Here is a 23,842-nt window from a genome sequence, read left to right as displayed (position 1 = left end):
AGTGGTATTTGATTGGGCTGGCAAGTCTTTTTTTTGATTGCAGTGTTGTGTACTTTCTAGTTGCAAACTTCTGTACTTTTATTTTGCATTACACACCCGTGATAGGGAGTTCGGGTTAATTTATGGTTTTTACTAAAAATATTTCTCCAATATAGTAGGAACCATTAACATGAATGTACGAATAACGATCTAAGTGTATGAAGCAGTAGTAGTGATTTTAATCCTGACTTAAATAATAGTCTAGCGGTTTCGTAATATTATTACTGATACCTTGTAATAACTAAGTGTGCTGACACTGGTCGTGTTCCTCCTGCTAAAGGTGTAAGAGTTAGCGCTGTTGCATTCCCAGCAGGATTTCGTACTGTTAATAACGAGTCAATGACAGAAGTTTCTACTAGTGCCATACCTACAATTTGAGACGTCCCTGTTGCACGCCCAACAACTGTATATTCTAAATCAGCTCCGTTAAGTGTCAGTATTAATTGTCCGGCTTCTGCGATACTCGCTTGGAAGAGCACTTGGTAGATTCCTGTTTCAGCTAAGTTAAACGTCGTATCGTTGACACGAAGAATATCGGTCCCACTTGTTGGGCCATCTTGGGGGAAACTTACGTCAGTACCAGGGGCTACAGTTGCTGCATTATCAGGTGGCATCAAAGCATAAAAGTCAGCGAATGATAATAAGCCTCCTGCTGGCCCTGCAGGTCCCGCAGGCCCCTCAGGTCCAGTCGCCCCTTGTGGTCCTGGTGGTCCTTCTGGGCCAGCTGGTCCACGTGGTCCTGGTGGGCATTTACATTTTTTATCTTTTTCTTTTGGGATTTTATATGCAGGACAGCATCCTAAAGAAGATTTCTTTGAGCTGGTGATTTTAACAGCCAAAATTGATCACCTCCATATCATTAATTTAGTGTATGTACAGAAGAATATAATTGATTGGACGTTTGATAGATTACATCAATCTAGAGATTAAGAAGGTGATCACATATTGGGGCTCGTTTATAAATACTATTTCTTAAATTTGAGTATAATTAAGCCTTCCGAATGAAGACGATTCTTAATGGTGTAAATTTTACTTTTGGGAGGCTCAGTTTTGAAAGAGATAATCATCATTTGAACGGTTTCGTCAGGATGGTTCTGCAAATCATAATAAGAAGGAACAGGGGCTGTGGTAGGGTGTGTATGGTAGATTGCTAGTACCTGTTCACCCGTTTGATTTATTTTTGTCAATACTTTTTCTAATGAACGTTTACTCACAAAGTAGAGTTTTGTAGATTTTAACTCATTATCTAATGGCCAAAACCTGTTAACATGGTTATCGTTTCCAGTTAATAGGCCACATGACTCGTTAGGTAGGCTATCTCTACAATGTTCAATTATCTTACTGTAAATTAATTGTGGCATAATCAATTGGATTTGATTCATAACTTGATCACCGTAGTTTTTCAATAAAAAATGCCCAAAGTGAGCTGAGATTCTTTTTATTATTTTTTCTCCTAAGTCGTGACTTTGGTTCGTCATTACAATCACTTTTGGTGTCTTGCATCATTTTATTATTCTCATCGCTCGCTTCATGATATGAATCATCTATCATTGGCATTTTATTGTTTTGTTGATTGGTTGGGGTGACTTTCTCGTGAGAATGCTCTATGTCCCTGTCTTGTTTTGGTTCACGATTATTTATTCTATTGTCTTGTGAAAGGCTGTCTTTTACCTGAGAATGTCCATTGTTTTTATGCTCTGTTAAAGATTCTGTTTTCATAATATTATTTTCAGGCTTTGATACGCGAGTAATAATATTCTTATTAAACTCAAGATTGTTATATTTAGCGGTTTTGTTCTGATTACTTGTGTTAATTGCTCTTCCATGTTTATTCAAAGGTTTACTTTGCATTAACCTTTGATTATAAGAAGATGAGTAATTAGGATTTTGTTGTGTTACTTGATTATGCGATTGCAACATATTGTGTAGCTTCCTGTATTCTGAGATTTGTCGAGGAGCTGTTTTTGAACCTCTTTCATTTTTATAATTTGCTGTTTTTAATGGTCTTTCTTTTGTTGTATTCGTGTGTTCTTTTAGTGTGGTCATATTTTCTTCTGTTCTGTTAATAACCAGTTCCATTTTATTCAGCAAATCAGTTACTTGTGTCTTATAATCGTCTTGACTATTGGTAGTCACGTTTTGTTTTATCTGATTCAAGGATTCGCTCACGGTTTGAATTTGTGAAGAGTTATTTTTATTTTGCTCTTCAAATTCTTCCGTTTTATCTTTAAAATGTTCCTTCATATTCTTCACTTCTCCTTTAAACATCGAAAATTCAACCTTCAGGTCATGTAAATCACGTTGTAATCTAACAAAATGATCTAATGGATTATGGGAGTTTGTAGCTTCTAATGATTGTTTGTATATTTGTAACTCGCGTTTTAAGCGTTCAATTTCTTTAGCGTCATATAATTTGTACTGTTGCACACTGAGTCATCCTTTGATTACACATTAATATACTATTGTTAAAACCCAGATTCGTGAAAAGGTTTAACTTATTATGAAATTTAAGATGGTGTAGGAGTTGTGTAAACGCTAAACTAAAGTAGATAGTTTTATAGTGCATTACCATTTGTGTATTATATTCAACCAACTTCTTTAATATCCTTTTAACTCCGCTATTTCATTAACGCGCATATCTGTGGGGACATAAGTTAGAAGTGAAATCAAATATTTGGAGGTGTAAGTAATATGCAAGCCGAAAATTTAACTGGGGGACAGGAGCTTCTGTGTATTAATACAGAGAAGGTGTATGACTGGATCTTAAATGAAGCAAATTTCGACCTTAATTTAAGTGACTTAGATTTACCATTAAACCCTATGACTGGTGAACAATTGGAATGTGACGATGTTGATCTTGATAACGTTACATGTACGGTTGCACCCGCTGAAGTAGATCCGATTGTCGTATTGGATAGAGTAGATCAGGAATTTGTGGTTGATGGAGCAGAGGTCACATTACAACTTGTGAATATCCGTAAAAATTTTGATGTATTTATTTTCGTAGATTTAGTTCCAGGACTTGGAGGAGCAACAGTAGAAGTTGGTTCAGCGGAATTCACGCGCTGTGAGCAAGTTATTCTATGTGCGCCGACTGGTACAGACATTGATGTCACTTATACGGATTTAGACTGCTTTGTGTGTTCAGCAACATGTGACACAGGGACAACAACTGAGGTCGATGAACTAGATGTTACGGTATCAGTTCGCCTTTGTCAGAGCATTCAATCGACATTTGATGTAACGCTAGAAATTGTAGCTGACTTCTGTCAACCAAGAGATATTCTTCCTTTCCCTCCTTGCCCATCACCAACAATTCCACCACAATGTCCTGTAGTATTTCCTAATGGGAACGGAAACAATGGAGATGAGGGGTAAAAGGTAATTTAGGAATAAAGAGAGGCCCTCATTCCTCTCTTTTATTTCTGTTAATGGCTGAATGGTTGTAGAAAAGAGGTTGTATAACGTTGAGCAAAATTAAAAATTGGTTATACTTACCGATTGAAATCAAAGTACGAGAGTCAGATGCCAAACTATTGTTAGCTTATTATGCCGCTAAGAAAGGCTATGAAGTTGTGATTGGCGATCACTATATGGTACAAAAAGCGTCTCATCAATTACCACAAGGTATTTTCTTTTCAAAGGGTTACTCACGCGGTGTTAGAAAAAGGGTCATTGCAGATGCGATGAGTCATGGTCATAAGATTGTTGAATTGGATGAAGAAGGGTTTATTTTTAATGATCATAAGTATTTGCAAGACCGAATGAAGCGAGATATGCTGGCATTAGTCACGCAAGAATATTGTTGGGGACAATCCCAAATGGATGTCATAACAAGTGCATACCCTGATTTGAAGGACAGGTGTCATGTTACGGGTAACCCAAGACTTGACTTATTAAAGCCTAAATTCAGGGCCATTTACCAAGCAGAAGCTGAGCAAATTAGAAGACAGTTTGGTGAGTTTGTTTTAATCAATACACGATTTGCACGCTACAATACGGCTAAAGGTAAAAAAGACCATCCGCATTTTAAAGATATTAAACAATTATATGATCGCTTTATCGAGTTGGTTAAACAAACATGCGAACGATTTCCCAATATCAATTTTGTGATTCGGCCGCACCCGGGTGAAAATATCAAGTCATATTTGCAAGAGTTGTCAGGATACCGTAATGTCCATGTGATTCATGAAGGGAATATTACGAAGTGGTTATTAGCAGCTAAAATGGTGATACACAACGGTTGTACATCAGGTTTTGAAGCCTACTTACTTGGTCAAAATGTTATCTCATATGTCCCAGCAATCTCATCAAAACAGAGTCAAAGCTTACCTGATCAAGTAGGTGTAAAGGCATCTCGAGTAGATGACGTACATGGCATCATTCATGATGTGTTTAAATCGAATCGTGGTGAGTCTGTCCAATTGAAGAACGACCTAAGTTCAGATGTCATGCTATATCATTGCGAGTGGTCCAATAAAACGTATGCTTATGAATCTATCTTAAAATTAATAGAGGCTCTCCCTGAAATATATGCGAATAAAAGTCAACAGCACCAGTCGCTCGATCAACACTTACTTCTTAAAAAAAGTAAAAAAGAAAAAAAGCGACGATTTTCATTAATGGAATCAGAAATTAAAAGCTTATTTAAACAATTAGCTGCAATCGAAGGGGATAACAAACCTGTAAACATTGTGCCGATCGCAAATAATGTATTTAGAATTAGTGGAAGCAATGTTTAGCATAAGCTATTCATTAGTTAAATGTCATAACGACTCAAAGTAACTGAGTCATTATGACATTTTTTCTTTAGATAATAGTTTTTAATTTGATGTAGTCCATTCTAGATTTGCAAGGTGTAATTTAGCCTTTGTTTTTACCGCAACCGCAACCTCCAAACGTGATTCTATTCTGCTGATCAGGTGGTGATTCGAGTGTTATAAGCTTCTTTTCATTTGAAGATGTTCCGTTATTTGAGTTCTTGCTTAGGTCCCGCGCTTTCAAAACATCATCTCCTTTCTGAATACTATAGGATAAGCGAAAATATGAATAACGTTTGGGCAACTAGAGTCAATCTATGAGAATAGGTGATTTTATAAGAATTGATTTAGTTGATCTTCCTTACCGTTTATCTAGTTAGTGGAGTGAATATGGAGAATGGGGAAGCGTTTGGGACTGTTAAGTAGTCTATAATAATAGGGCGTTATTTTGTCGATTTGCGAGTCATGATATTTTTATTAAGCATATTGGGGACTGAGGGGTGTCCGTTATTTGCGTGATTTCTTGTTAAGTTGCTGTTTCTTTGATTGGTGAGTGTTCCTGTAGAACGAGAGGATTGCAACATGTTTTGTAACATTTTGTACTCAGACATCCGTGGTTTAGGTTGACTTTGCGTTGTATTCGCAGTTTCCTCTGATTGTTGATCATTTGCTTTCTGTAAAATAATTTCCTCTTCTAAGTTCTGAAGTTGATCGTCAATTCGTTCCATCATATGGTGCATTTTGGTAAGTAGTTTTTCGATGTGCATTTCCTCGACTTGTTCTTTAAGCGACTCAACATCGTGCTTCAGACTATTGATGGATTGTGAATTGCGTTCATCTTCTTGCTCTGTATGTGTAAGTTCTTCTTCATAATTCTTTTCTTCCATAATTCATGACTCCTTTTCTTATTAATACGCACTTCTTACTAATATCTTATTGTTAAGTCAGGAATTCGTGACATGTGTGTGTTAATCAAGATGTGTTCACCAATGATTTCAATCAAAATTGACTAATCGATTATTCAATTTTGATAGGTGTTACTGAATCAAAGGGTATTGAAATGTTATGTCTGTTTAATAGATTTTCGGTTGTATGAGTCATAAATACAGCTTTTAAAATGGGTTGTGAGAGTAGACCTGCGACTTTAACCAGCATAACTATTTTTAATATATATAATTAGTGACACTATGAAAAATTATTAAGAACACTGGATTTGAAACAAGGAGGGGAAGTCGTGTTTTTGAAGGATTCATTTGTCAAATTAAGCGAGACAACATACTGTCATCGACGTGAGCCATGAAACACTCAATGGGCGTTCTATAATTCAAAGATTTTCTTGGTATGTTGTTTCTTCTCTGAACAACATCAGCTATTTGATGTTGCGATACGGTGTTGAAATCCGTTTCTTTAGGCAACCCATTCTTTCGTAGTAAGCCATTGGAATGCTCATTCAGCATGTGGTCAATTTGAGTTAAAGTATAAATAGACAGACAAAGGAGAAGATTTTATGGCTAAACATAAAATTTATACGATGAGTTTTGCTAACGTTTATCCTCACTATGTCAAAAAAGCAGAGAGAAAAGGACGAACTAAATCAGAAGTCGATGAAATTATCCGTTGGTTAACAGGGTACACTCAAGAAGAGATTGATGAACAGTTGGAAAAAGAAACAAATTTTGAAACCTTTATTGCGGATGCACCTGAAATGAATACCTCGAGACATTTGATTAAAGGCGTCATTTATGGCATGCGTGTAGAAGAAATAGATGAACCCACTATGCAAGAAATTCGTTACTTGGATAAGTTAATTGATGAATTAGCTAAAGGAAAAGCCATAGAGAAGATTTTAAGACAGGCTTAAAATCTTCAATAGTTAATACAGGAGCAGTGGAATACCGAGATAGTAAAAGGTTCAAATACGGCCACTTCGTATTTGAACCTTTTTTATATTACCGCTTCAACATCCGCTCTAAAGCCATCGTCGCCTGTTCACTCGTCGTTTCATCAACTGTGATCGGGTTGATCGGTTCCCCTTGTCTCAACGAATCCAAACACCATGCTAAGTGTGGTAAGTCAATTCGGTTCATCGTCAAGCACGGGCACATATGTGGGTTTAATGAGATAATGTGTTTGTCTGGATTTTCATCAATCAGACGTTTGACGAGGTTCATTTCCGTTCCAATGGCCCACGCACTGCCAGCTGGTGCGTTTTCAATTGTTTGAATGATATGGCGTGTCGAGCCGGCATCATCAGATAAGGCGACGACTTCGCGTTTACATTCGGGGTGAACTATGATCGTCATGTCTGGGTGTTCAGCGCGCACTGATTCGACATTGTGAACGGTAAAGTTTTCGTGGACGGAACAGTGCCCTTTCCATAAAATCACTTTGATATCGTCGAGATCCCCTTCAAAAATTAACGTTTCTAAAATCGGGTCCCATACCGCCATCTGCTCTAATGGAATGCCTAGATTATAAGCTGTGTTGCGGCCAAGGTGTTGGTCAGGCAAAAACATAATCCGCTCTTTTTGCGTGAGTGCCCACGTCATCATGCTTTCGCAGTTAGATGATGTCGTTGTGGCACCGCCGTGTTTACCGACAAACGCTTTAATGGCTGCCGTTGAATTAACATAGGTCATCGGCAATATCGTATCGCCAAGCATATCGGTTAATCGATCCCACGCGATTTCCGTTTGGTCGATATTCGCCATATCGGCCATGGAACAACCGGCGCGCATATCAGGTAAGTACACGTTTTGATCGTCGTCTGTTAATATATCAGCCGTTTCCGCCATGAAGTGTACGCCGCAAAACACGATGTGCTTAGCGGGTGTTTCGGCTGACTTTCGAGCTAATTCCAGTGAGTCTCCCCGCGCGTCGGCGAAGGCAATAACGTCATCTTTTTGATAATGGTGTCCTGGGATGAATAAGTCGTTCCCTAATTCTGTTTTGGCGTTTTGAATAAGCTGTTTTAAAGCTTCATCTGACATTTCTTTATAGCCTTCAGGAATTTGTGATACGGATTGTTTTAATTGTTGTAAAATAGACATTGTTATACACGCTCCTTTGAGACTTTGTGGTGGGCACTAATGTCGACTGCCTCAACATGATGCGTGAGACACCCCATCGATATCGCGTCGATAGTTAACCCTCGAAAAAGCGATAAATTGTCTAAAGTGATGCCACCAGATAATTCAACTGTAATCGAGTCTGGAATGAGGTCTAGCCAGTTCACTAAGTGGTATAAATCAGTATTATCAAGCATAATCACATCAACGTTGGCTTCCACCGCTTCGAGCAATTGATCTTTCGATTCCACTTCAACTTCAATCGTGACGGTATGGCCGGCCTGGTTGCGGGCACGCTGAATAGCTTCTTTAACTGACCCAGCAAAAGCGATGTGATTATCTTTAATTAACACAGCGTCATCGAGGCGCCGTCGATGGTTGAAGCCACCGCCTGCTCTAACCGCGTATTTTTCGAGCATGCGAAGCCCTGGCGTTGTTTTTCGTGTATCCGTAATTTTGATTGCTGGATCATTCAACTGTCGTACGGCTTGTTGTGTCGTCGTTGCAATGCCTGATAATCGTTGAATGAGGTTAAGGATGACACGCTCACCTTGTAATAGCGTCGAAATAGGGCCCGATACGTCAGCAATCGGTTGGTTGACAGGCAATGATTCTCCATCTGATATGTACTGCTTGACGTCAATGTTCGAATCCAGTAATTCATAGCCAGCACGAATAATGGAAGCTCCGCAAAAAATCCCCGTTTCTTTTGCATGAATCGTCAATGTGCCTGTTTCGCCACGTGTGAATATCGAGTCGCTCGTGATATCTCCATCACCGATATCTTCTATGAAAAATTCTTGTAGCAATTGTTTTAATTTAACCTCGTTCACACCATACCTCTCCCTCTTGGTAAATTTACATGTGTCTTGACACCTATATTTACATATTATTTAATAAATAGCAAGGTGATTTTTAAAAAGGGGATGAGTGTGTGATTTATATGGATTATGCGGCAACGACACCGATGAGTGATGTGGCGTTAAATGCGTATGGTGATGCTGCGAGAACGTATTTTGGCAATACGAATAGCTTGCATGATGCCGGTACAGAAGCAGCGCAAGTTTATGAGTGGTGCCGTCAGCAAATCGGCCATTATGTGGGGGCGGACGGTGACCATATTTATTTTACGAGTGGAGGTTCAGCTAGTAATCAATTAGCGGTTAGCCATTGGATGTCACGTGAAGACGGACAGCACGTTATTATGTCAGCAGGTGAACATAATTCGGTACAAACCATGAGAGCATCGTTAGAGCATGAAGGTTTTCGCGTGAGTATCATACCATTTCGTCCAGATGGCAGGATCGATTTGGAAAAACTGAATGACGCAATAAGTGAAGATACGGCGCTCGTCTGTGTGCAACATGTAAATGGCGAAATGGGGTCGATTCAACCGATTCATGATGTGGCGGACCTTTGCCGTCGTTACCACGCTAAATTGCATGTCGATGCGGTGCAAAGTTTTGGAAAGCTTGATTTGTCTAAAATGGCGAACGATGTTGATAGCTTAGCGGTGACTAGCCATAAACTATACGGCCCTAAAGGGGTTGGAGCGCTCTATTTAAGAGACAAACCCAAAACGGCTTTGACGACTAATACGATTGATTTACCGAGTGTTGTGGCATTTACGGCAGCGAGTGAAGAAGCGGTGACTAACATAGAGCAAGAAGAAGCTCGTTTTCAATCCTTAAGACAGACATTTAAGCGTGAATTGATGTACCCAGACTATGTTCGTTGGTTTGAAGCAGGGGACCAAGAACAACTTCCTAGCATTGTTGGGATGGCGATTCATCATATGGACGGCCAATATGTTATGTTAGAATGTAATCGGCAAAACATCGCCATTTCAACGGGCAGTGCTTGTGATAGTCGTTACGAGCAACATGCTCATGTGACGCGAGCGTTACAAATGGATGATGAAACGGCAAGGCAATTTTTTCGTGTGTCGTTTGGTCGCTATACGACACATGATGATGTAAAAAAGCTTGCTGCATGTTTAAATGAGTTAATAGAATTGAATGTTTTAGATGAGGTGAATTCCGATGGCCAACCAACGACTGTCCAGTGAGGAACGAAGACGACATATTTTAAATCAATTAAAACAACAGCAAGAACCCGAAACTGGCAAAGCTCTGTCTGAAGCCTATCATGTTAGCCGGCAAGTGATCGTCGGCGATATCGCGTTGTTAAAAGCGCAAAATGAACCGATCATGTCGACGAGTCAAGGTTATGTCTACATGCGGGATCAGGCTGAAACCCATCGATTTGAACGAACGATTGCTTGTCGCCATAACCGTGCTGAGACTGAAGACGAGCTAACGATTTTAGTCGACCACGGGGTGTATGTGAAAGATGTCATTGTTGATCACCCAATCTACGGTGAATTTAAAGCCGTTTTACATATTTCTAACCGTGTGGATGTCAGACGTTTTATCGAACAAGTTCAGTCATCAGAAGCGGCTTTGTTGTCAGAGCTAACAGGTGGCGTTCATTTGCATACGATTGCAGCCCATGATGAGTCACTTCTCGATGAAGCGGAACACGCTTTAAAAGAGCGAGGTTTATTAGTGAATGATGGATGATTAAAAACTCAGCTGAACGCTGTTTTTTATAGAAGATTAACGGAACAAAATGTGATCGGTTTACTAAAAAAATAGTATAAAAACAATTCATTTGTCGAAGAAAACTTGATAAAATAGATGACAACTATTTAGAAAGGAGAGGTGAAAATGGATTTTCTCAGTACATTAATAGGTGAAGGTAACAAAATATTTTGGGACTATTTATTAGTATATTTATTAATTTTTGCAGGACTATTTTTTACATTGTACAGTCGTTTTGTTCAATTCCGTTTGTTTCCGGAAATGTTCAAAGTCATTCGCGAAGAAGCGGTTGAGCAAAGTGGTAAGCGCGGGACGAATGCCTTTCAAGCATTTAGTATTAGTATTGCATCACGCGTTGGTACAGGTAACTTAGCGGGTGTGGCTTTAGCCGTCGCGGTAGGTGGTCCAGGTGCTGTCTTTTGGATGTGGGTGATTGCGCTGATCGGAATGGCGACAGCGTTTATCGAAAGTACGCTTGCGCAAGTGTATAAAGTGCCGGATGAAAACGGATTTCGTGGTGGTCCAGCGTATTATATCGAAAAAGCGCTCGGCCAACGGTGGATGGCTGTATTATTTGCAGTATTAATTACGATTACATTCGGATTAGTGTTTAACGCGGTGCAAGCGAATACGATTTCAGGTGCTGTTGAGAAGGCATTTGATATTGATCCGCTAGTCACAGGTATTGTACTCGTTGTTTTAGCCGGTATTATTATTTTCGGTGGTATTAAACGAATTGCGGTCGTATCAGGAACGATTGTACCAATTATGGCAGTCATATATGTTGCGGTCTCACTAGTCGTTGTGTTTATGAACTTGTCTGAAGTACCACGTATTTTCATGATGATTGTGTCGCATGCATTCGGCTTGGAACAGGCTGTTGGTGGTGGTGCAGGTGCTGCACTGATGAACGGGATTAAACGTGGTTTATTCTCAAACGAAGCTGGTATGGGTAGTGCGCCCAACGCTGCAGCGACAGCAGGTGTAAGTCACCCAGCGAAGCAGGGACTCGTTCAATCATTAGCTGTCTTTTTTGATACGATCGTTGTCTGTTCACTAACTGCGTTTGTGATTTTGTTATACAGTGACTTTGCGAGTCATACAGAAGACGGCATTCAGTTAACCCAGACTGCTTTAAGTGCGCAAATTGGGGATTGGGCTGTTATTTTCTTAGCTGTGACGATCTTCTTATTCGCGTTCAGTTCATTAATTGGTAACTATTATTATGGTGAATCAAATATTGATTTCTTAAAATATAGTAAATTATGGCGTAACGTTTATCGCTTTGTCGTGCTATTTATGGTTATGTTCGGTTCGCTAGCTTCCATTGATATTGTTTGGAATTTGGCTGACTTATTTATGGCGATGATGGCAACAGTCAACTTAATTGCTATACTATTACTCAGTCGCATTGCTTTCCGTGTGTTAGCTGATTATGTGCAGCAACGTAAAGCAGGATACGACCCAGAATTCCAAGCTAGTCAGCATGGATTGAAAAATGTTGAATGGTGGGGCGAGCAAGATAAGTCCTAACATTTATGGCGTATTGTATATCCGAAAGCATCTGATGTTAAGGTGCTTTCGGATATTTATGTTTGAACTGAAATATTTCAGGGAAATGGTTAATGTTTATCATATTGAAAAAAACAACTGAACTAAAGACCTATAATTTAAATTTAATATTTGATATAATTAAAAGTCTACACGAATAGTCTCTCAATTGCGTGATTTAGTTATGAATAATGTGAAAATAGTTTGGTTAGGTGTCGTTCATCTTAGAAAAACTAATGTTATAGGTTACTTTTGAATGAAGCTCATACGTCATTGATGGATTAGTAAACGGAGGATATCCATATGGAACATCGTAAAATAATAGGCCGAGCAATGTTGTATGAATCAGCTTTTAATGCGTTAGAGGATCAAATTGCAATTATAGATGCGAATGGAACGATTTTGACGACGAATAGTAGATGGAATGCTTTTTGTTTAGATAATGGCGGTGATTTAGCGAAATGCGGCGTCGGCATCAACTATTTAAATTTTACAGATGAGGCATCATACGAAGGTATATTAAACGTGCTTAACGGCGAAGAAACAGAATTTCATTATGAATATCCGTGTCATGCAATCGATGAAAGACGGTGGTTTGATATGGTGGTAACGCCTTTATCTGAAGATGATGAATTAGGCGAGGTAGATGGAGCGGTCATCGCACACCGTAATATTACGTCCCGAAAACAGCTGGAACTGAGTCAGAAAAGTGATTTGGAGCTGGCGGAAAATCTTCAACAAAACGTTCTACTCCCGCCAATTGATGACGATCATATTTCGATTGAGGGCTTGCTTATGCCGTCAGATCATTTATCAGGAGACATGTACGCGTGGTATCAAATAGACGATCATCGATATGGTGTTATGTTATTAGATGTGATGGGGCATGGTGTTTCGTCAGGGTTAATCAGTATGTCTCTTCGCTCATTATTGCGGGGGATTATCACCCGGGTATCGTATCCAAACACTGTGTTTGATGAACTTAATGAACATTTTTGTAAATTATATGGTATGGATTCGTTTCCGAAGCTGTACTTTAGCACTGGTATTTACTTATTAATTGATACGAATGAGCAGACGATTCAATATTTTAATTGTGGTCATCCGTCGGGCTTGATTTTCGGTCAAACCCAACAGTTACTCACCCAAACATCGATTCCAATTGGGATTAATGCGCATCATAAAATTAGTAATGAAATCGTTCATTACGAAAAGGGTGACCGTATTATTTTATACACTGATGGGTTATATGATTCTCTCGGTATGACACCGAAACAGTTTGAGCGTTATGTGTATCGAGAAGGGATTTCGAAGCTTGTGTCGAATCATTTATCAGAAGAACTGTTTGCTGATATGGAACAAGCAGATGATATATCCGTCGTATCGATCAAACTATAATTTTATTCCAAATCCATTCATATTGTAATTTCATTTTTAAAACGGTCGATTGTGTTTCGTGTTCGGGATGAAGGGCAAGGCTTTGATGTAGACAAACGTCTAAATGAGTTGTATGAGGTTTCTAAATTACCGATCGAAGAACAATTTGATCACGGACGTGGGTTGCTATTGATTGATCAAATCATGGACGACATTGCATTTTCTAGGACGGGTAATGAATTGTTAATGCGCAAGTGGCAGTCACATGAGACGGATAGGGAGTGATCATAAGATGGGCCGCCAAGATGGCATTGTTTATTTTTATACGAAACAAAACTGTAAATTGTGCGAAGACGTGAAACAGTTGCTGCAAATTTTGCAGATGGATTATCAGTTTTCGATTGTTGAACAAAACATTTATCAAGACGAACGATTACTTGAGGATTATTTCATGTTGATTCCAGTTGTTCGTATCGGAAATCGTGAATTGTCGGCTGAAGCAATCTCTTTTGTTACATTAGAGCAGTTTTTGCAAGAACACCTCACATAATGTTTGAAAATGGTGAGGGGTTCTGCTACTATAAATGTAGGATATTTTTTTGCACTTAGTGGGACGAAAAATGACTCACTCAAGGTCGATGGGTGTCCAGGGAAGTATAATCACTTGATTTGAAATATTGCAAATTAAGGATGATGTCTAGAGAAGGTGATAAAGTGCGCCGAATTTTTGATGTACAACAAAAGTTAGTTCCCGATCTATTAGAAAAAATGGATGCGCGCTATCACGTGTTAAGTATGATTGCGAAAACACAACCTGTAGGCAGGCGTACATTGGCTGAGAGATTGAATAAAACGGAAAGGCAAATGCGTAGTGAAATTGAATTTCTCGATGAGCAACAGTTAATTTCTGTTACATCTAAAGGGATGTACGTGACGCGTGACGGATCAGATGTCCTTAAAGCGTACCATCATGTCTTAAAAGAAGGGTCTGACTTGCATTTTATCGAGCAACAATTAATGGAGCGTCTGCCAGTTAGTCATGTGAAAGTCGTTCCAGGCGACGGAGATGAATCGCCAGATGATGTTAAAACACTTCTCGGGAAAGAAGCAGCAAAGATTATGACATCATTTTATCAGGAGGATCCAGTCGTTACTGTAACTGGTGGGTCAACGATGGCTAAAGTCGCTGATTATATGCAACCAGTTGACGGTGTTAAACCTACATTTGTGCCAGCGCGTGGCGGTTTGGGCGATCAACACGAATATCAAGCCAATTCAATTTGTGTTCAAATGGCTACTCGTGCTAATGGCGACTATCGTTTGTTGTATGTTCCTGATTCGATTGGTGAGGAATTGCACGCCAAAATGCAACAAGAACCGACGATATTAGACGTATTACAGTTGATGAACCGGGCGGATATCGTGATTCATGGTATCGGTGACGCACAGACGATGGCTAGGCGACGTCGAGCATCAGATGACACAATGAAGAAAATTGTCGATGATGAAGCGGTCGGAGAATCTTTTGGTTATTACTTCGACAAAAACGGGAAGACTGTACACAGAGCGAATTCTATTGGCCTAGCAATTGATAACTTAAAGGAGCGTAGCCAAATCATTACGGTGGCTGGTGGCGCTTCGAAACGCGATGCCATTTCAGCTTATTTGAAATGGGGCGAAAGTGATGTCTTAGTAATTGATGAGGCGATTGCCCATCATTTACTTCAAGAATACTAATTTAAAAATGGGAGGCATTTTTTATGACAGTAAAATTAGGGATTAACGGTTTTGGAAGAATTGGACGCCGCGTATTTCGCGCAGCGCTTAACAATGACGATGTAGAAGTAGTGGCAATTAACGACTTAACAGATGCGAATATGCTCGCACATTTACTTAAGTACGACTCGGTTCATGGTACGTTACCTGAGGATGTTCAAGCTAAAGGTGACAATTTAGTTGTAGATGGTAAAGAAATCAAAGTAATGTCAGAACGTGACCCAGCAAACTTAGGTTGGGGCGACTTAGGCGTTGAAATCGTGATTGAATCAACTGGTTTATTCACAAAACGTGACGATTCACAAAAACACATCGACGCAGGCGCGAAGAAAGTTATTATTTCAGCACCTGGTAAGCAAGAAGACAAGACATTGTTAATGGGTGTTAACGAAAGTGACTATGATCCAAGTGCTCACACAATCGTATCAAACGCGTCATGTACGACAAACTGCTTAGCACCTGTTGCGAAAGTATTAAGTGATAAATTCGGTCTTAACCGTGGTATTATGACAACTGTTCACTCATACACGAACGACCAACAAATTCTAGACTTACCGCATAAAGACTACCGTCGTGCGCGTGCCGCTGCTAATAACATCATTCCAACAACAACTGGTGCAGCTGAAGTCGTCGGTAAAGTACTTCCAGAAGTGGATGGCAAATTAACAGGTATGGCTATGCGTGTTCCGACACCAAACGTATCACTTGTTGACTTAACAGCTGAACTTGGACAAAATGTTTCAGTTGAAGATGTTAACAATGCATTAAAAGAAGCTGCTGAAGGTGAACTAAAAGGCATCTTAGGTTACAGTGACTTACAGCTTGTATCATCTGATTACAATGGTAACACTCATTCTTCTGTCGTTGATGGCGACTCAACATTAGTGATGGAAGACAACATGGTGAAAGTTGTATCATGGTATGACAACGAATCAGGCTATTCTAGTCGTTGTGTCGATTTAGCGGTTTATATGGCAGAGCAAGGTCTATAATAAAGAATCACGTCGAATGAGAGTTTCTTTATGATAAAACTTGTTCTAAAATAGAAGGAGGGACTCGATATGTCCCTCCTTAAATTTAGCCTTGGAGGTATTTCAAGTGAAACGAAAAATGAACTTACGTGATGTGGAATTAGAAGGTAAGCGCGTCTTTTGTCGTGTCGATTTTAACGTGCCAATGTCCGGTGGCGAAATTTCGGATGATACGCGTATTCAAGCAGCGCTTCCAACGATTATGTACTTAATTCAAAATGGTGCGAAAGTGATTTTAGCTAGTCACCTAGGTCGTCCAGATGGTGAAGTGGTTGAGGAATTACGATTAGATCCGATCGCACAACATTTAAGTAATTATTTAGAACAACCTGTATTCAAAACAGATGATGTGTATAGTGATGATGTCGCAAAAGCAGCCAGTGAATTGGAAAACGGCGATGTCATGCTTCTTGAAAATGTTCGTTTTGAAAAAGGCGAGAAGAAAAACGATGAAGCGTTAGCGAAACAATTCGCATCGTTGGCTGACCTTTTTGTTAATGATGCGTTTGGTGCTGCTCACCGCGCTCATGCATCGACTGAAGGTATTGCCCATCATGTGACATCTGTATCTGGCTTTTTACTTGAAAAAGAAATCGAAGTATTAGGCAAAGCATTAGACAATCCAGAGCGCCCATTCACAGCGATTATTGGTGGCGCGAAAGTGAAGGATAAGATTGGTGTCATTGACCATTTAATCGACCGTGTCGACCATTTATTAATTGGTGGTGGCTTGTCGTATACGTTTATTAAAGCGTTAGGCCACGAAATCGGAAAATCGTTACTTGATGAAGATAATATTGATTCAGCGAAACAATTTATTCAAAAAGCGAAAGATAAAGGTGTTTCACTTCATTTACCGGTTGATGTGACAGTCGCTGATGATTTTTCTCGTGATGCAAATACGAAAGTCGTTCCAATCGATGACATTCCGAGTGATTGGGAAGGTTTAGATATAGGCTCTGAGACGGTTGAGAAGTATGCCGACATCATTAAAGATTCGAAGCTGATCATTTGGAACGGTCCAATGGGTGTCTTTGAATATGAACCATTCTCACACGGAACGAAAGGTGTTGCCAAGGCCTTAGCTGAAACAGAAGGCTATACAGTTATCGGTGGTGGCGATTCTGCGTCAGCTGTTGAGAAATTTAATTACGCTGATCAGATGGACCACATGTCAACGGGCGGTGGTGCGTCATTAGAATTTATGGAAGGTAAAGTCTTACCAGGTGTCGCAGCGTTGAATGAATTAGATGAAGAGGTGAAATAAATGCGTAAACCAATTATAGCAGGCAATTGGAAAATGAATAAATTAGCAGGAGATGGCGCGCGTTTTGTTTTAAATGTACGCGAACAATTACCAGAAGCGGACAAAGTCGAAGCGGTCGTCTGCGCCCCGCATATTCATTTACCGTTATTAACCGAAGCAGCACGCGATTTTCAACTCGGTATCGGTGCTCAAAACATGCATTTTGAGGACAGTGGTGCGTTTACTGGTGAAGTGAGTCCAGAAATGCTTAAAGATATTTTAGTCGATTACGTCGTGATAGGTCACTCTGAGCGCCGTGAGATGTTCGGTGAAACAGATGACTCCGTTAATGAAAAAGTTAAAGCTGCATTTAAACATGAGATCACGCCGATCGTTTGTGTAGGCGAAACATTAGAGCAACGCGAAAACAATGAAACATTCCCGTTTGTCGAACAACAAGTGAAAGCCGGACTTGCTGGGTTAACAGAAGAGCAGGCAAAACAAGTTGTGATTGCGTATGAACCGATCTGGGCGATTGGTACAGGTAAAACAGCGACGAGTGAAGAAGCTAATGATGTCTGTGCACATATTCGTCAAGTGCTACGTGATACATTTTCCGGTGATGTAGCTGACGCAGTGCGCATTCAATACGGTGGCAGCGTGAAACCAGCGAATATCGACGAACTGTTAAGCCAGTCTGATATTGATGGTGCTCTAGTTGGTGGCGCTAGTTTAGAAGAAGAATCATTCGTGAAACTCGTGGAGGCTGGTGCCAATGCCTAAGCAACCATTAGCAGCGCTCATTATTTTAGACGGCTATGCGATGCGTGATGAAGCTTATGGCAATGCGGTTAAACAAGCGAACACACCTAATTTTGATCGTTACTGGGGTGAGTTCCCTCATTCACAATTAACAGCTTGTGGTGAGGCAGTCGGGCTCCCTGAAGGACAGATGGGGAACTCTGAGGTCGGTCATTTAAATATCGGTGCAGGCCGTGTTGTGTATCAAAATTTAACGCGCATTAATTTAGCGATTAAAGACGGTAGCTTTCAACAAAATGAAAGTTTTACGAAAGCAGCTGATCATGTGAAAGACCATGATGGTGCGTGGCATATTTTCGGTTTGTTATCGGATGGTGGCGTCCACAGTCATGAAAATCATATTCATGCGATGTTAGATGCCGCGAAAGCGAAAGGTATTGACCGTGTGTATGTGCATGCCTTTTTAGATGGACGTGACGTCGGGCCGAAAACAGCTGTGACGTATTTAGAACGGTTGCAAGCGAAAATGGACGAGATTGGTGTCGGGAAACTTGCCAGTGTGTCAGGTCGTTATTATGCGATGGACCGTGACAAACGTTGGGAACGTGTCGAAAAAGCGTTTCGTGCTCTTCGTTTAGGTGATGTGAAACAGACGACGGATGCTATTCAAGCAGTTAAAGACTCATATGACGAAGACATTGTTGATGAATTTGTCGAGCCATTCGTATTAACGGAAAATGGTAAGCCGGTTGCGACTGTTGAGGATGGCGACGCGATTTTATTTGCGAATTTCCGTCCAGACCGTGCGCAACAACTGACGGATGTTTTCTCGAATAATCGTTTAGATGATTTTGAAACCGAGTACGAGCCGTTACACAATCTTCATATGGTGACGATGACGCAATACAGTGATGCGTTCACGGTTGATGTTGCGTTTCCACCGAATACACCTGAGAATACTATCGGTGAAGTTGTGTCAAACAACGGCATGACGCAATTACGTATTGCGGAAACAGAAAAATACCCACACGTGACGTATTTTATGAACGGTGGATTAGAGCAAACGTTTGACGGTGAGAATCGTATTTTAATTGACTCACCGAAAGTCGCAACATACGATTTGAAACCGGAAATGAGTGCGTATGAAGTGACGGATGCGTTGATCGAAGCTTATGACGAGGATGCGCCGAATTTAACAATTTTAAACTTCGCAAACCCTGACATGGTTGGCCACTCAGGTATGTTAGAGCCAACGATTAAAGCGGTTGAAGCGGTCGATGAATGTTTAGGCCGTGTAGTTGATAAAATTCATGAATTAGGTGGGTCTGTCATTATAACGGCTGACCACGGTAATTCGGATATCGTGTTAAACGATGATGGCAGTCCGATGACCGCGCATACGACAAACCCTGTTCCAGTCATTGTCACAAAGGAAAATGTTGAGTTACGTGAAGGTGGCATTTTAGGCGACCTCGCCCCAACATTACTCGACTTATTACAAGTCGACCAACCAGACGATATGACAGGACAATCATTAATAAAATAACTAAATGAAGGAGTGATTGCGATGCCTTATATTTTAGATGTAGGTGCACGTGAAGTATTAGATTCAAGAGGTAACCCAACAGTTGAAGTTGAAGTGATGACAGATTCTGGCGCATTCGGTAAAGCCATGGTACCAAGCGGTGCTTCAACAGGTGAATACGAAGCTGTTGAACTACGTGACGGAGACGACAACCGTTATTTAGGCAAAGGTGTTGAAACAGCAGTTGAAAACGTGAACGAAATCATCGCACCAGAATTAATCGGATTTGACGTCACGGAACAGTTGATTATTGACCAAACCTTAATCGAATTAGACGGAACAGAAAACAAAGGCCGTTTAGGTGCTAACGCTATTCTAGGCGTATCAATGGCAGCAGCTCATGCAGCAGCGGACTTTGAAGGGAAGCCACTTTATAAATACTTAGGTGGTTTCTCTGCACACACGCTTCCAACACCAATGATGAACATTTTAAACGGTGGGGAACATGCGGATAACAATGTCGACATTCAAGAGTTCATGATTATGCCTGTTAGTGCTCCAACGTTTAAAGAAGCGCTACGCCAAGGGGCGGAAATTTTCCACGCGCTTAAGAAAGTACTTAAGAGCAAAGGCTATGCGACAGGTGTTGGTGACGAAGGTGGTTTCGCGCCGAACTTGAAGTCGAACGAAGAAGCGCTTGAAACAATTGTGGAAGCAGTTGAAAAAGCGGGTTACACTATCGGTTCTGACATCAAATTAGCGATGGACGTTGCAGCATCTGAAATTTATCAAGATGGTCAATACAACCTTAAAGGCGAAGGTGTGACACGTTCAGCTGAAGAAATGGTCGATTGGTATGAAGACTTGATTAACAAGTTCCCAATCGTCAGCATTGAAGACGGATTAGACGAAAACGACTGGGACGGCTTCAAAGTGCTAACAGAACGTATCGGCGACCGTGTTCAGTTAGTTGGCGATGACTTATTCGTTACAAATACGAAGAAACTAGAAGAAGGTATCGAGAAAGGCATCGGTAACTCGATTTTAGTTAAAGTGAACCAAATCGGCACGCTAACGGAAACATTCGAAGCGATCGAAATGGCGAAACGCGCTGGCTATACAGCTGTCATCTCGCACCGCTCAGGTGAAACTGAAGACGCGACGATTGCAGACATTGCCGTTGCAACAAACGCTGGCCAAATTAAAACAGGCGCACCGTCACGTACGGACCGCGTTGCGAAATACAATCAACTTCTTCGTATTGAAGAAGATTTAATGACGACAGCCTTTTACGCAGGCGAATCAGCGTTTTATAACTTAAAATAATGAAGCAGGTTGACCCGGGGCGTGCGTTGCCTCGGGTTTTCTGTATTTAGAGAATCGGCGATAAATTTGTGAATTCGACGATTTAATTTGTGGACCGGCGATAAAATTTAGAATTCGATGATATATCTTTAAAATCGACGATAAAGAACGAGTGAATCATCCGTTTTTAATTATTCTATTGGGTTAAAATGGTTTGTCCAAAATGTTAAAAAACAATTTGCAAATTCGATGATTTTTACTATAATCTATTACATGACAAATCTTTAATCCATGAAAGTTTTAAAAATGAAAGAAAGCGATTGCATATTTAATTGACTACAAGAGGAGGCGTTATACATGCAGAACTTAACGAAGCAAATTGTTATTGCATTAATTCTAGGTATTGCAGTCGGTATTGTGATGAACTTATTCTTCCCTGATCTATGGTTTAATCGGGTTGATACATATGTTTTCACACCGCTCGGCGATATTTTCTTACGATTGATTCAAATGATGGTCGTACCCATTGTGTTCGTATCAATTGTTCTTGGTACAGCAGGACTTGGTGACCCGAAAAAGTTAGGACGTATCGGTGGTAAAACAATCGGGTTTTTCTTACTTTCGACAACGGTTGCCTTAACGATTGCGATGTCATTAGCCTTGCTATTCAAACCAGGTGAACCGGGTATTTTAGATACAGTTGATATTGAAGAAGGGTATCAAGCAGAAGAAACGCCATCTGTTGTTGATACATTAGTCAATATTATTCCGACGAACCCGATTGACGCGATGGTTAATGGTGAAATGTTACAGATTATCTTTTTCTCAATTTTCATTGGTTTTGCCTTAGCTGTCTTGAGTAAGAAAACGGATAAAATTTATCATTTATTTGAACAAGCCTTTGATCTAGTGATGTACTTAATTAAAATCATTATGTACATGGCGCCATTGGGTGCGTTCGCGTTAATCGCATCGGCTGTTGGTGGTACAGGGTTTGATGCCATTAAATCAATGTTTGCTTACTTCTTAGTCGTACTACTCGCGTTAGTCGTTCATGCTGTAGTGACGTATGGCTCTGTGATTAAGTTTATGGCAAAGAAGAGTCCTATATGGTTTATTAAAAACTTCGCTCAAGCAATTAGTGTGGCATTCGGTACAGCTAGTAGTAGTGCGACATTACCTGTCTCGATGACAACAGCGCAAAAGCGTTTAGGTGTCCGTGAATCAGTGAGTGGTTTCGTTCAGCCAGTAGGTGCAACGATTAATATGGACGGTACCGCGATTATGCAAGGTGTAGCAACCGTCTTTATTGCTCAAGTTTATGCCGAAAGCTTGAGTTTAACCGAAATGTTAACAGTCGTCTTAATTGCCGTACTAGCATCGATTGGTACTGCGGGTGTGCCAGGTGTCGGCTTAATCATGCTGGCAATGGTGTTAGACCAAGTCGGCTTACCTGTTGAAGCGATCGGACTGATTCTCGGTGTGGACCGTTTACTTGATATGACACGTACAGCTGTAAACATTACAGGTGATGCGGCATGTGCCCTTTATATTAACGAAACGGAACCCGATTTAGACGGAGAAGATGAAAAACCTTCCGTCAGCTCAAATGCCTAAAATCTATCTTGCAATGGTCGTCTTATTTGTGCTAAAGTAAACTTATGGATTTGTGCGTATGCATGAGGAGGTCAATGCAATGTATGGAGTTTTAGCTACATTATTATTTATTAATACGATTGCGTTAATTACCGTTGTTCTCTTGCAACAAGGAAAAAGTGCTGGCTTATCTGGCTCAATTTCTGGCGGTGCTGAACAACTTTTCGGTAAGCAAAAAGCACGCGGGATGGAAGGGATCTTACACCGACTAACGATTATTTTAGGTGTATCGTTTATGGTCGTGACGTTCCTACTCGGTTATATCGTGCAATAAATAAGCGCTACGATTGAAGCAGCAAGTTATATAACTTGCTGCTTTTTACGTTAAAAAAATGATTAAAAATACCAAATAGAGGGAACTGTATTAATTAGTAGATTAGAAAGGAAGACAGACATGAAAATCAAAGAACCAAAACCATTCACATTCGAAGCAGGACCACGAGCTGTCCTTCTACTACACGGATTTACGGGCCATTCAGCGGACGTCCGTATGTTAGGCCGTTACTTAGAAAAACAAGGCTATACAACGCATGCTCCGATCTACCGCGGACACGGTAAACCACCTGAAGAGCTCGCTGAAACAACAGCTGATGATTGGTGGGAAGATGTAGTCGCAGCTTATGAGCATTTGCGAGATCTAGGCTATGAGGAAATTGCAGTTGCCGGCTTATCATTAGGTGGTGTTCTATCGTTAAAACTAGCCATGAATAAACCAGTTAAAGGTGTCATGCCGATCTGTACCCCGATCTTCTTTGACAATAAAGATGAATTGTCAGCAGGCTATCGTTTCAAAGCGAAAGAATATAAACAATTAGAGCAGAAGGATAAAGAAACAATAAAACAAGAAGTTGATGAGCTTATGGACAATTCAACGGATATGTTTGAGTCCTTAAGTCAATTAATTCAATCCGTTGAACGAGATTTAGACACTATTTATGCCCCGACATATGTGTTACAAGCAGGAGCAGATGAGATGATCAACAAAGATAGTGCACAACATATTTATGACAACGTTGAGTGCGACCAAAAAGATATTAAATGGTATGAAGGGGCACCCCATGTGATTACGTTAAGTGATTACAAAGAACAAGTTCATGAAGATATCTATCATTACTTAGAACAATTAGATTGGTCTCAATAATC

The 23,842-nt window shown here is 40.3% G+C and carries 24 protein-coding genes and 1 pseudogene; 18 read left to right on the top strand and 7 right to left on the bottom strand.

Features of this window, described 5'->3' with window-relative positions; translation table 11 throughout:
- Positions 1–260 precede the first annotated feature (260 nt).
- From ABID56_RS09070 to ABID56_RS09060, 3 genes are all read right to left on the bottom strand, one after another.
- Positions 261–878 (bottom strand): collagen-like protein, encoded by a 618-nt coding sequence (locus ABID56_RS09070; RefSeq protein ID WP_354220399.1) that lies wholly within the window; start codon positions 876–878, stop codon positions 261–263.
- 126 nt (positions 879–1,004) lie between these two features.
- Positions 1,005–1,421 (bottom strand): M67 family metallopeptidase, encoded by a 417-nt coding sequence (locus ABID56_RS09065; RefSeq protein WP_354220397.1) that lies wholly within the window; start codon positions 1,419–1,421, stop codon positions 1,005–1,007.
- A 7-nt stretch (positions 1,422–1,428) separates the two neighbouring features.
- Positions 1,429–2,466 (bottom strand): hypothetical protein, encoded by a 1,038-nt coding sequence (locus tag ABID56_RS09060; RefSeq protein ID WP_354220395.1) that lies wholly within the window; start codon positions 2,464–2,466, stop codon positions 1,429–1,431.
- 264 nt (positions 2,467–2,730) lie between these two features.
- On the opposite strand from ABID56_RS09060, the gene ABID56_RS09055 reads away from it, so the two are divergent.
- Both ABID56_RS09055 and ABID56_RS09050 read left to right on the top strand, forming a co-directional pair.
- The gene (locus tag ABID56_RS09055; RefSeq protein ID WP_354220393.1) at positions 2,731–3,417 is read left to right on the top strand and encodes a BMQ_0737 family morphogenetic spore coat protein; all 687 of its coding nucleotides are present in this window, start codon (positions 2,731–2,733) and stop codon (positions 3,415–3,417) included.
- 89 nt (positions 3,418–3,506) lie between these two features.
- Positions 3,507–4,781, top strand: coding sequence for a surface carbohydrate biosynthesis protein (locus tag ABID56_RS09050; RefSeq protein ID WP_354220391.1), 1,275 nt, complete (start codon positions 3,507–3,509; stop codon positions 4,779–4,781).
- Between the two features lie 461 nt (positions 4,782–5,242).
- Here ABID56_RS09050 and ABID56_RS09045 read toward each other — a convergent pair whose 3' ends face one another.
- Positions 5,243–5,686 (bottom strand): hypothetical protein, encoded by a 444-nt coding sequence (locus tag ABID56_RS09045; RefSeq protein ID WP_354220389.1) that lies wholly within the window; start codon positions 5,684–5,686, stop codon positions 5,243–5,245.
- A gap of 369 nt (positions 5,687–6,055) precedes the next feature.
- Positions 6,056–6,253, bottom strand: a pseudogene (locus ABID56_RS09040) (IS30 family transposase); the annotation flags it as partial.
- 53 nt (positions 6,254–6,306) lie between these two features.
- Between ABID56_RS09040 and ABID56_RS09035 the strand changes: the two are divergent.
- On the top strand, positions 6,307–6,660 hold the full coding sequence (locus ABID56_RS09035) for a DUF2200 domain-containing protein (RefSeq protein ID WP_354220387.1): 354 nt from the start codon (positions 6,307–6,309) through the stop codon (positions 6,658–6,660).
- An 88-nt stretch (positions 6,661–6,748) separates the two neighbouring features.
- Here ABID56_RS09035 and nadA read toward each other — a convergent pair whose 3' ends face one another.
- Entirely contained in the window at positions 6,749–7,849 is a 1,101-nt protein-coding gene (gene nadA, locus ABID56_RS09030; protein ID WP_354220385.1) for a quinolinate synthase NadA, read from the bottom strand.
- Positions 7,850–7,851: 2 nt separating this feature from the next.
- A complete protein-coding gene (gene nadC / locus ABID56_RS09025; protein ID WP_354220383.1) occupies positions 7,852–8,700 on the bottom strand; it encodes a carboxylating nicotinate-nucleotide diphosphorylase in 849 nt (282 codons plus the stop codon).
- A gap of 110 nt (positions 8,701–8,810) precedes the next feature.
- Between nadC and ABID56_RS09020 the strand changes: the two genes are divergently transcribed.
- The 15 genes from ABID56_RS09020 to ABID56_RS08950 all read left to right on the top strand — a co-directional run bounded on the left by ABID56_RS09020 (position 8,811) and on the right by ABID56_RS08950 (position 23,840).
- A complete protein-coding gene (locus ABID56_RS09020; RefSeq protein WP_354220411.1) occupies positions 8,811–9,935 on the top strand; it encodes a cysteine desulfurase family protein in 1,125 nt (374 codons plus the stop codon).
- Positions 9,910–10,449: a transcription repressor NadR gene (locus ABID56_RS09015; protein ID WP_354220381.1), complete on the top strand. Its 540-nt coding sequence runs from the start codon at positions 9,910–9,912 to the stop codon at positions 10,447–10,449. Before ABID56_RS09020 ends, ABID56_RS09015 begins: the two co-directional genes overlap by 26 nt.
- Before the next feature lie 147 nt (positions 10,450–10,596).
- Positions 10,597–12,003 (top strand): alanine/glycine:cation symporter family protein, encoded by a 1,407-nt coding sequence (locus ABID56_RS09010; RefSeq protein ID WP_354220379.1) that lies wholly within the window; start codon positions 10,597–10,599, stop codon positions 12,001–12,003.
- Positions 12,004–12,324: 321 nt separating this feature from the next.
- Positions 12,325–13,419 carry a SpoIIE family protein phosphatase gene (locus tag ABID56_RS09005; protein WP_354220377.1) on the top strand — a complete coding sequence of 365 codons (1,095 nt, stop codon included), beginning with the start codon at positions 12,325–12,327 and terminating at the stop codon, positions 13,417–13,419.
- A 15-nt stretch (positions 13,420–13,434) separates the two neighbouring features.
- Positions 13,435–13,683, top strand: a complete 249-nt coding sequence (locus ABID56_RS09000; RefSeq protein WP_354220409.1) for an ATP-binding protein — start codon at positions 13,435–13,437, stop codon at positions 13,681–13,683.
- Positions 13,684–13,690: 7 nt separating this feature from the next.
- Positions 13,691–13,948: a glutaredoxin family protein gene (locus ABID56_RS08995; RefSeq protein ID WP_354220375.1), complete on the top strand. Its 258-nt coding sequence runs from the start codon at positions 13,691–13,693 to the stop codon at positions 13,946–13,948.
- A 164-nt stretch (positions 13,949–14,112) separates the two neighbouring features.
- On the top strand, positions 14,113–15,135 hold the full coding sequence (locus ABID56_RS08990; protein ID WP_354220373.1) for a sugar-binding transcriptional regulator: 1,023 nt from the start codon (positions 14,113–14,115) through the stop codon (positions 15,133–15,135).
- A gap of 23 nt (positions 15,136–15,158) precedes the next feature.
- Complete coding sequence (gene gap / locus ABID56_RS08985; RefSeq protein ID WP_354220371.1) at positions 15,159–16,166, top strand: type I glyceraldehyde-3-phosphate dehydrogenase; 1,008 nt, start codon at positions 15,159–15,161, stop codon at positions 16,164–16,166.
- Between the two features lie 118 nt (positions 16,167–16,284).
- Positions 16,285–17,472, top strand: a complete 1,188-nt coding sequence (locus ABID56_RS08980) for a phosphoglycerate kinase (protein WP_354220407.1) — start codon at positions 16,285–16,287, stop codon at positions 17,470–17,472.
- Positions 17,473–18,234 carry a triose-phosphate isomerase gene (tpiA, locus tag ABID56_RS08975; protein WP_354220369.1) on the top strand — a complete coding sequence of 254 codons (762 nt, stop codon included), beginning with the start codon at positions 17,473–17,475 and terminating at the stop codon, positions 18,232–18,234.
- On the top strand, positions 18,227–19,759 hold the full coding sequence (gpmI, locus tag ABID56_RS08970) for a 2,3-bisphosphoglycerate-independent phosphoglycerate mutase (RefSeq protein WP_354220367.1): 1,533 nt from the start codon (positions 18,227–18,229) through the stop codon (positions 19,757–19,759). The genes tpiA and gpmI overlap by 8 nt, the downstream gene beginning before the upstream one ends.
- Before the next feature lie 21 nt (positions 19,760–19,780).
- A complete protein-coding gene (gene eno / locus ABID56_RS08965) occupies positions 19,781–21,064 on the top strand; it encodes a phosphopyruvate hydratase (RefSeq protein ID WP_354220365.1) in 1,284 nt (427 codons plus the stop codon).
- Positions 21,065–21,400: 336 nt separating this feature from the next.
- Positions 21,401–22,660, top strand: a complete 1,260-nt coding sequence (locus ABID56_RS08960; RefSeq protein ID WP_354220363.1) for a dicarboxylate/amino acid:cation symporter — start codon at positions 21,401–21,403, stop codon at positions 22,658–22,660.
- 79 nt (positions 22,661–22,739) lie between these two features.
- Positions 22,740–22,973, top strand: a complete 234-nt coding sequence (gene secG / locus ABID56_RS08955; protein ID WP_354220361.1) for a preprotein translocase subunit SecG — start codon at positions 22,740–22,742, stop codon at positions 22,971–22,973.
- A gap of 120 nt (positions 22,974–23,093) precedes the next feature.
- Positions 23,094–23,840: an alpha/beta hydrolase gene (locus ABID56_RS08950; RefSeq protein ID WP_354220359.1), complete on the top strand. Its 747-nt coding sequence runs from the start codon at positions 23,094–23,096 to the stop codon at positions 23,838–23,840.
- Positions 23,841–23,842 lie beyond the last annotated feature (2 nt).

Origin of the sequence: Alkalibacillus flavidus, assembly GCF_040545925.1 — a bacterium.
Classification (GTDB): Bacteria; Bacillota; Bacilli; order Bacillales; family Alkalibacillaceae; genus Alkalibacillus; species Alkalibacillus flavidus.
Note: the sequence above shows the minus strand (reverse complement) of the source record. Positions and strands in the feature narration are given on the sequence as shown.

Excerpts from the sequence above, each read along its gene's own strand:
- ABID56_RS09065 (WP_354220397.1), bottom strand. The coding sequence starts at position 1,421 with ATGAATCAAATCCAATTGATTATGCCACAATTAATTTACAGTAAGATA.
- ABID56_RS09055 (WP_354220393.1), top strand. The coding sequence starts at position 2,731 with ATGCAAGCCGAAAATTTAACTGGGGGACAGGAGCTTCTGTGTATTAAT.
- ABID56_RS09045 (WP_354220389.1), bottom strand. The coding sequence starts at position 5,686 with ATGGAAGAAAAGAATTATGAAGAAGAACTTACACATACAGAGCAAGAA.
- ABID56_RS09035 (WP_354220387.1), top strand. The coding sequence starts at position 6,307 with ATGGCTAAACATAAAATTTATACGATGAGTTTTGCTAACGTTTATCCT.
- nadA (WP_354220385.1), bottom strand. The coding sequence starts at position 7,849 with ATGTCTATTTTACAACAATTAAAACAATCCGTATCACAAATTCCTGAA.
- ABID56_RS09020 (WP_354220411.1), top strand. The coding sequence starts at position 8,811 with ATGGATTATGCGGCAACGACACCGATGAGTGATGTGGCGTTAAATGCG.
- ABID56_RS09015 (WP_354220381.1), top strand. The coding sequence starts at position 9,910 with ATGGCCAACCAACGACTGTCCAGTGAGGAACGAAGACGACATATTTTA.
- ABID56_RS09010 (WP_354220379.1), top strand. The coding sequence starts at position 10,597 with ATGGATTTTCTCAGTACATTAATAGGTGAAGGTAACAAAATATTTTGG.
- ABID56_RS09005 (WP_354220377.1), top strand. The coding sequence starts at position 12,325 with ATGGAACATCGTAAAATAATAGGCCGAGCAATGTTGTATGAATCAGCT.
- ABID56_RS08995 (WP_354220375.1), top strand. The coding sequence starts at position 13,691 with ATGGGCCGCCAAGATGGCATTGTTTATTTTTATACGAAACAAAACTGT.
- gap (WP_354220371.1), top strand. The coding sequence starts at position 15,159 with ATGACAGTAAAATTAGGGATTAACGGTTTTGGAAGAATTGGACGCCGC.
- ABID56_RS08980 (WP_354220407.1), top strand. The coding sequence starts at position 16,285 with ATGAACTTACGTGATGTGGAATTAGAAGGTAAGCGCGTCTTTTGTCGT.
- tpiA (WP_354220369.1), top strand. The coding sequence starts at position 17,473 with ATGCGTAAACCAATTATAGCAGGCAATTGGAAAATGAATAAATTAGCA.
- gpmI (WP_354220367.1), top strand. The coding sequence starts at position 18,227 with ATGCCTAAGCAACCATTAGCAGCGCTCATTATTTTAGACGGCTATGCG.
- eno (WP_354220365.1), top strand. The coding sequence starts at position 19,781 with ATGCCTTATATTTTAGATGTAGGTGCACGTGAAGTATTAGATTCAAGA.
- ABID56_RS08960 (WP_354220363.1), top strand. The coding sequence starts at position 21,401 with ATGCAGAACTTAACGAAGCAAATTGTTATTGCATTAATTCTAGGTATT.
- secG (WP_354220361.1), top strand. The coding sequence starts at position 22,740 with ATGTATGGAGTTTTAGCTACATTATTATTTATTAATACGATTGCGTTA.
- ABID56_RS08950 (WP_354220359.1), top strand. The coding sequence starts at position 23,094 with ATGAAAATCAAAGAACCAAAACCATTCACATTCGAAGCAGGACCACGA.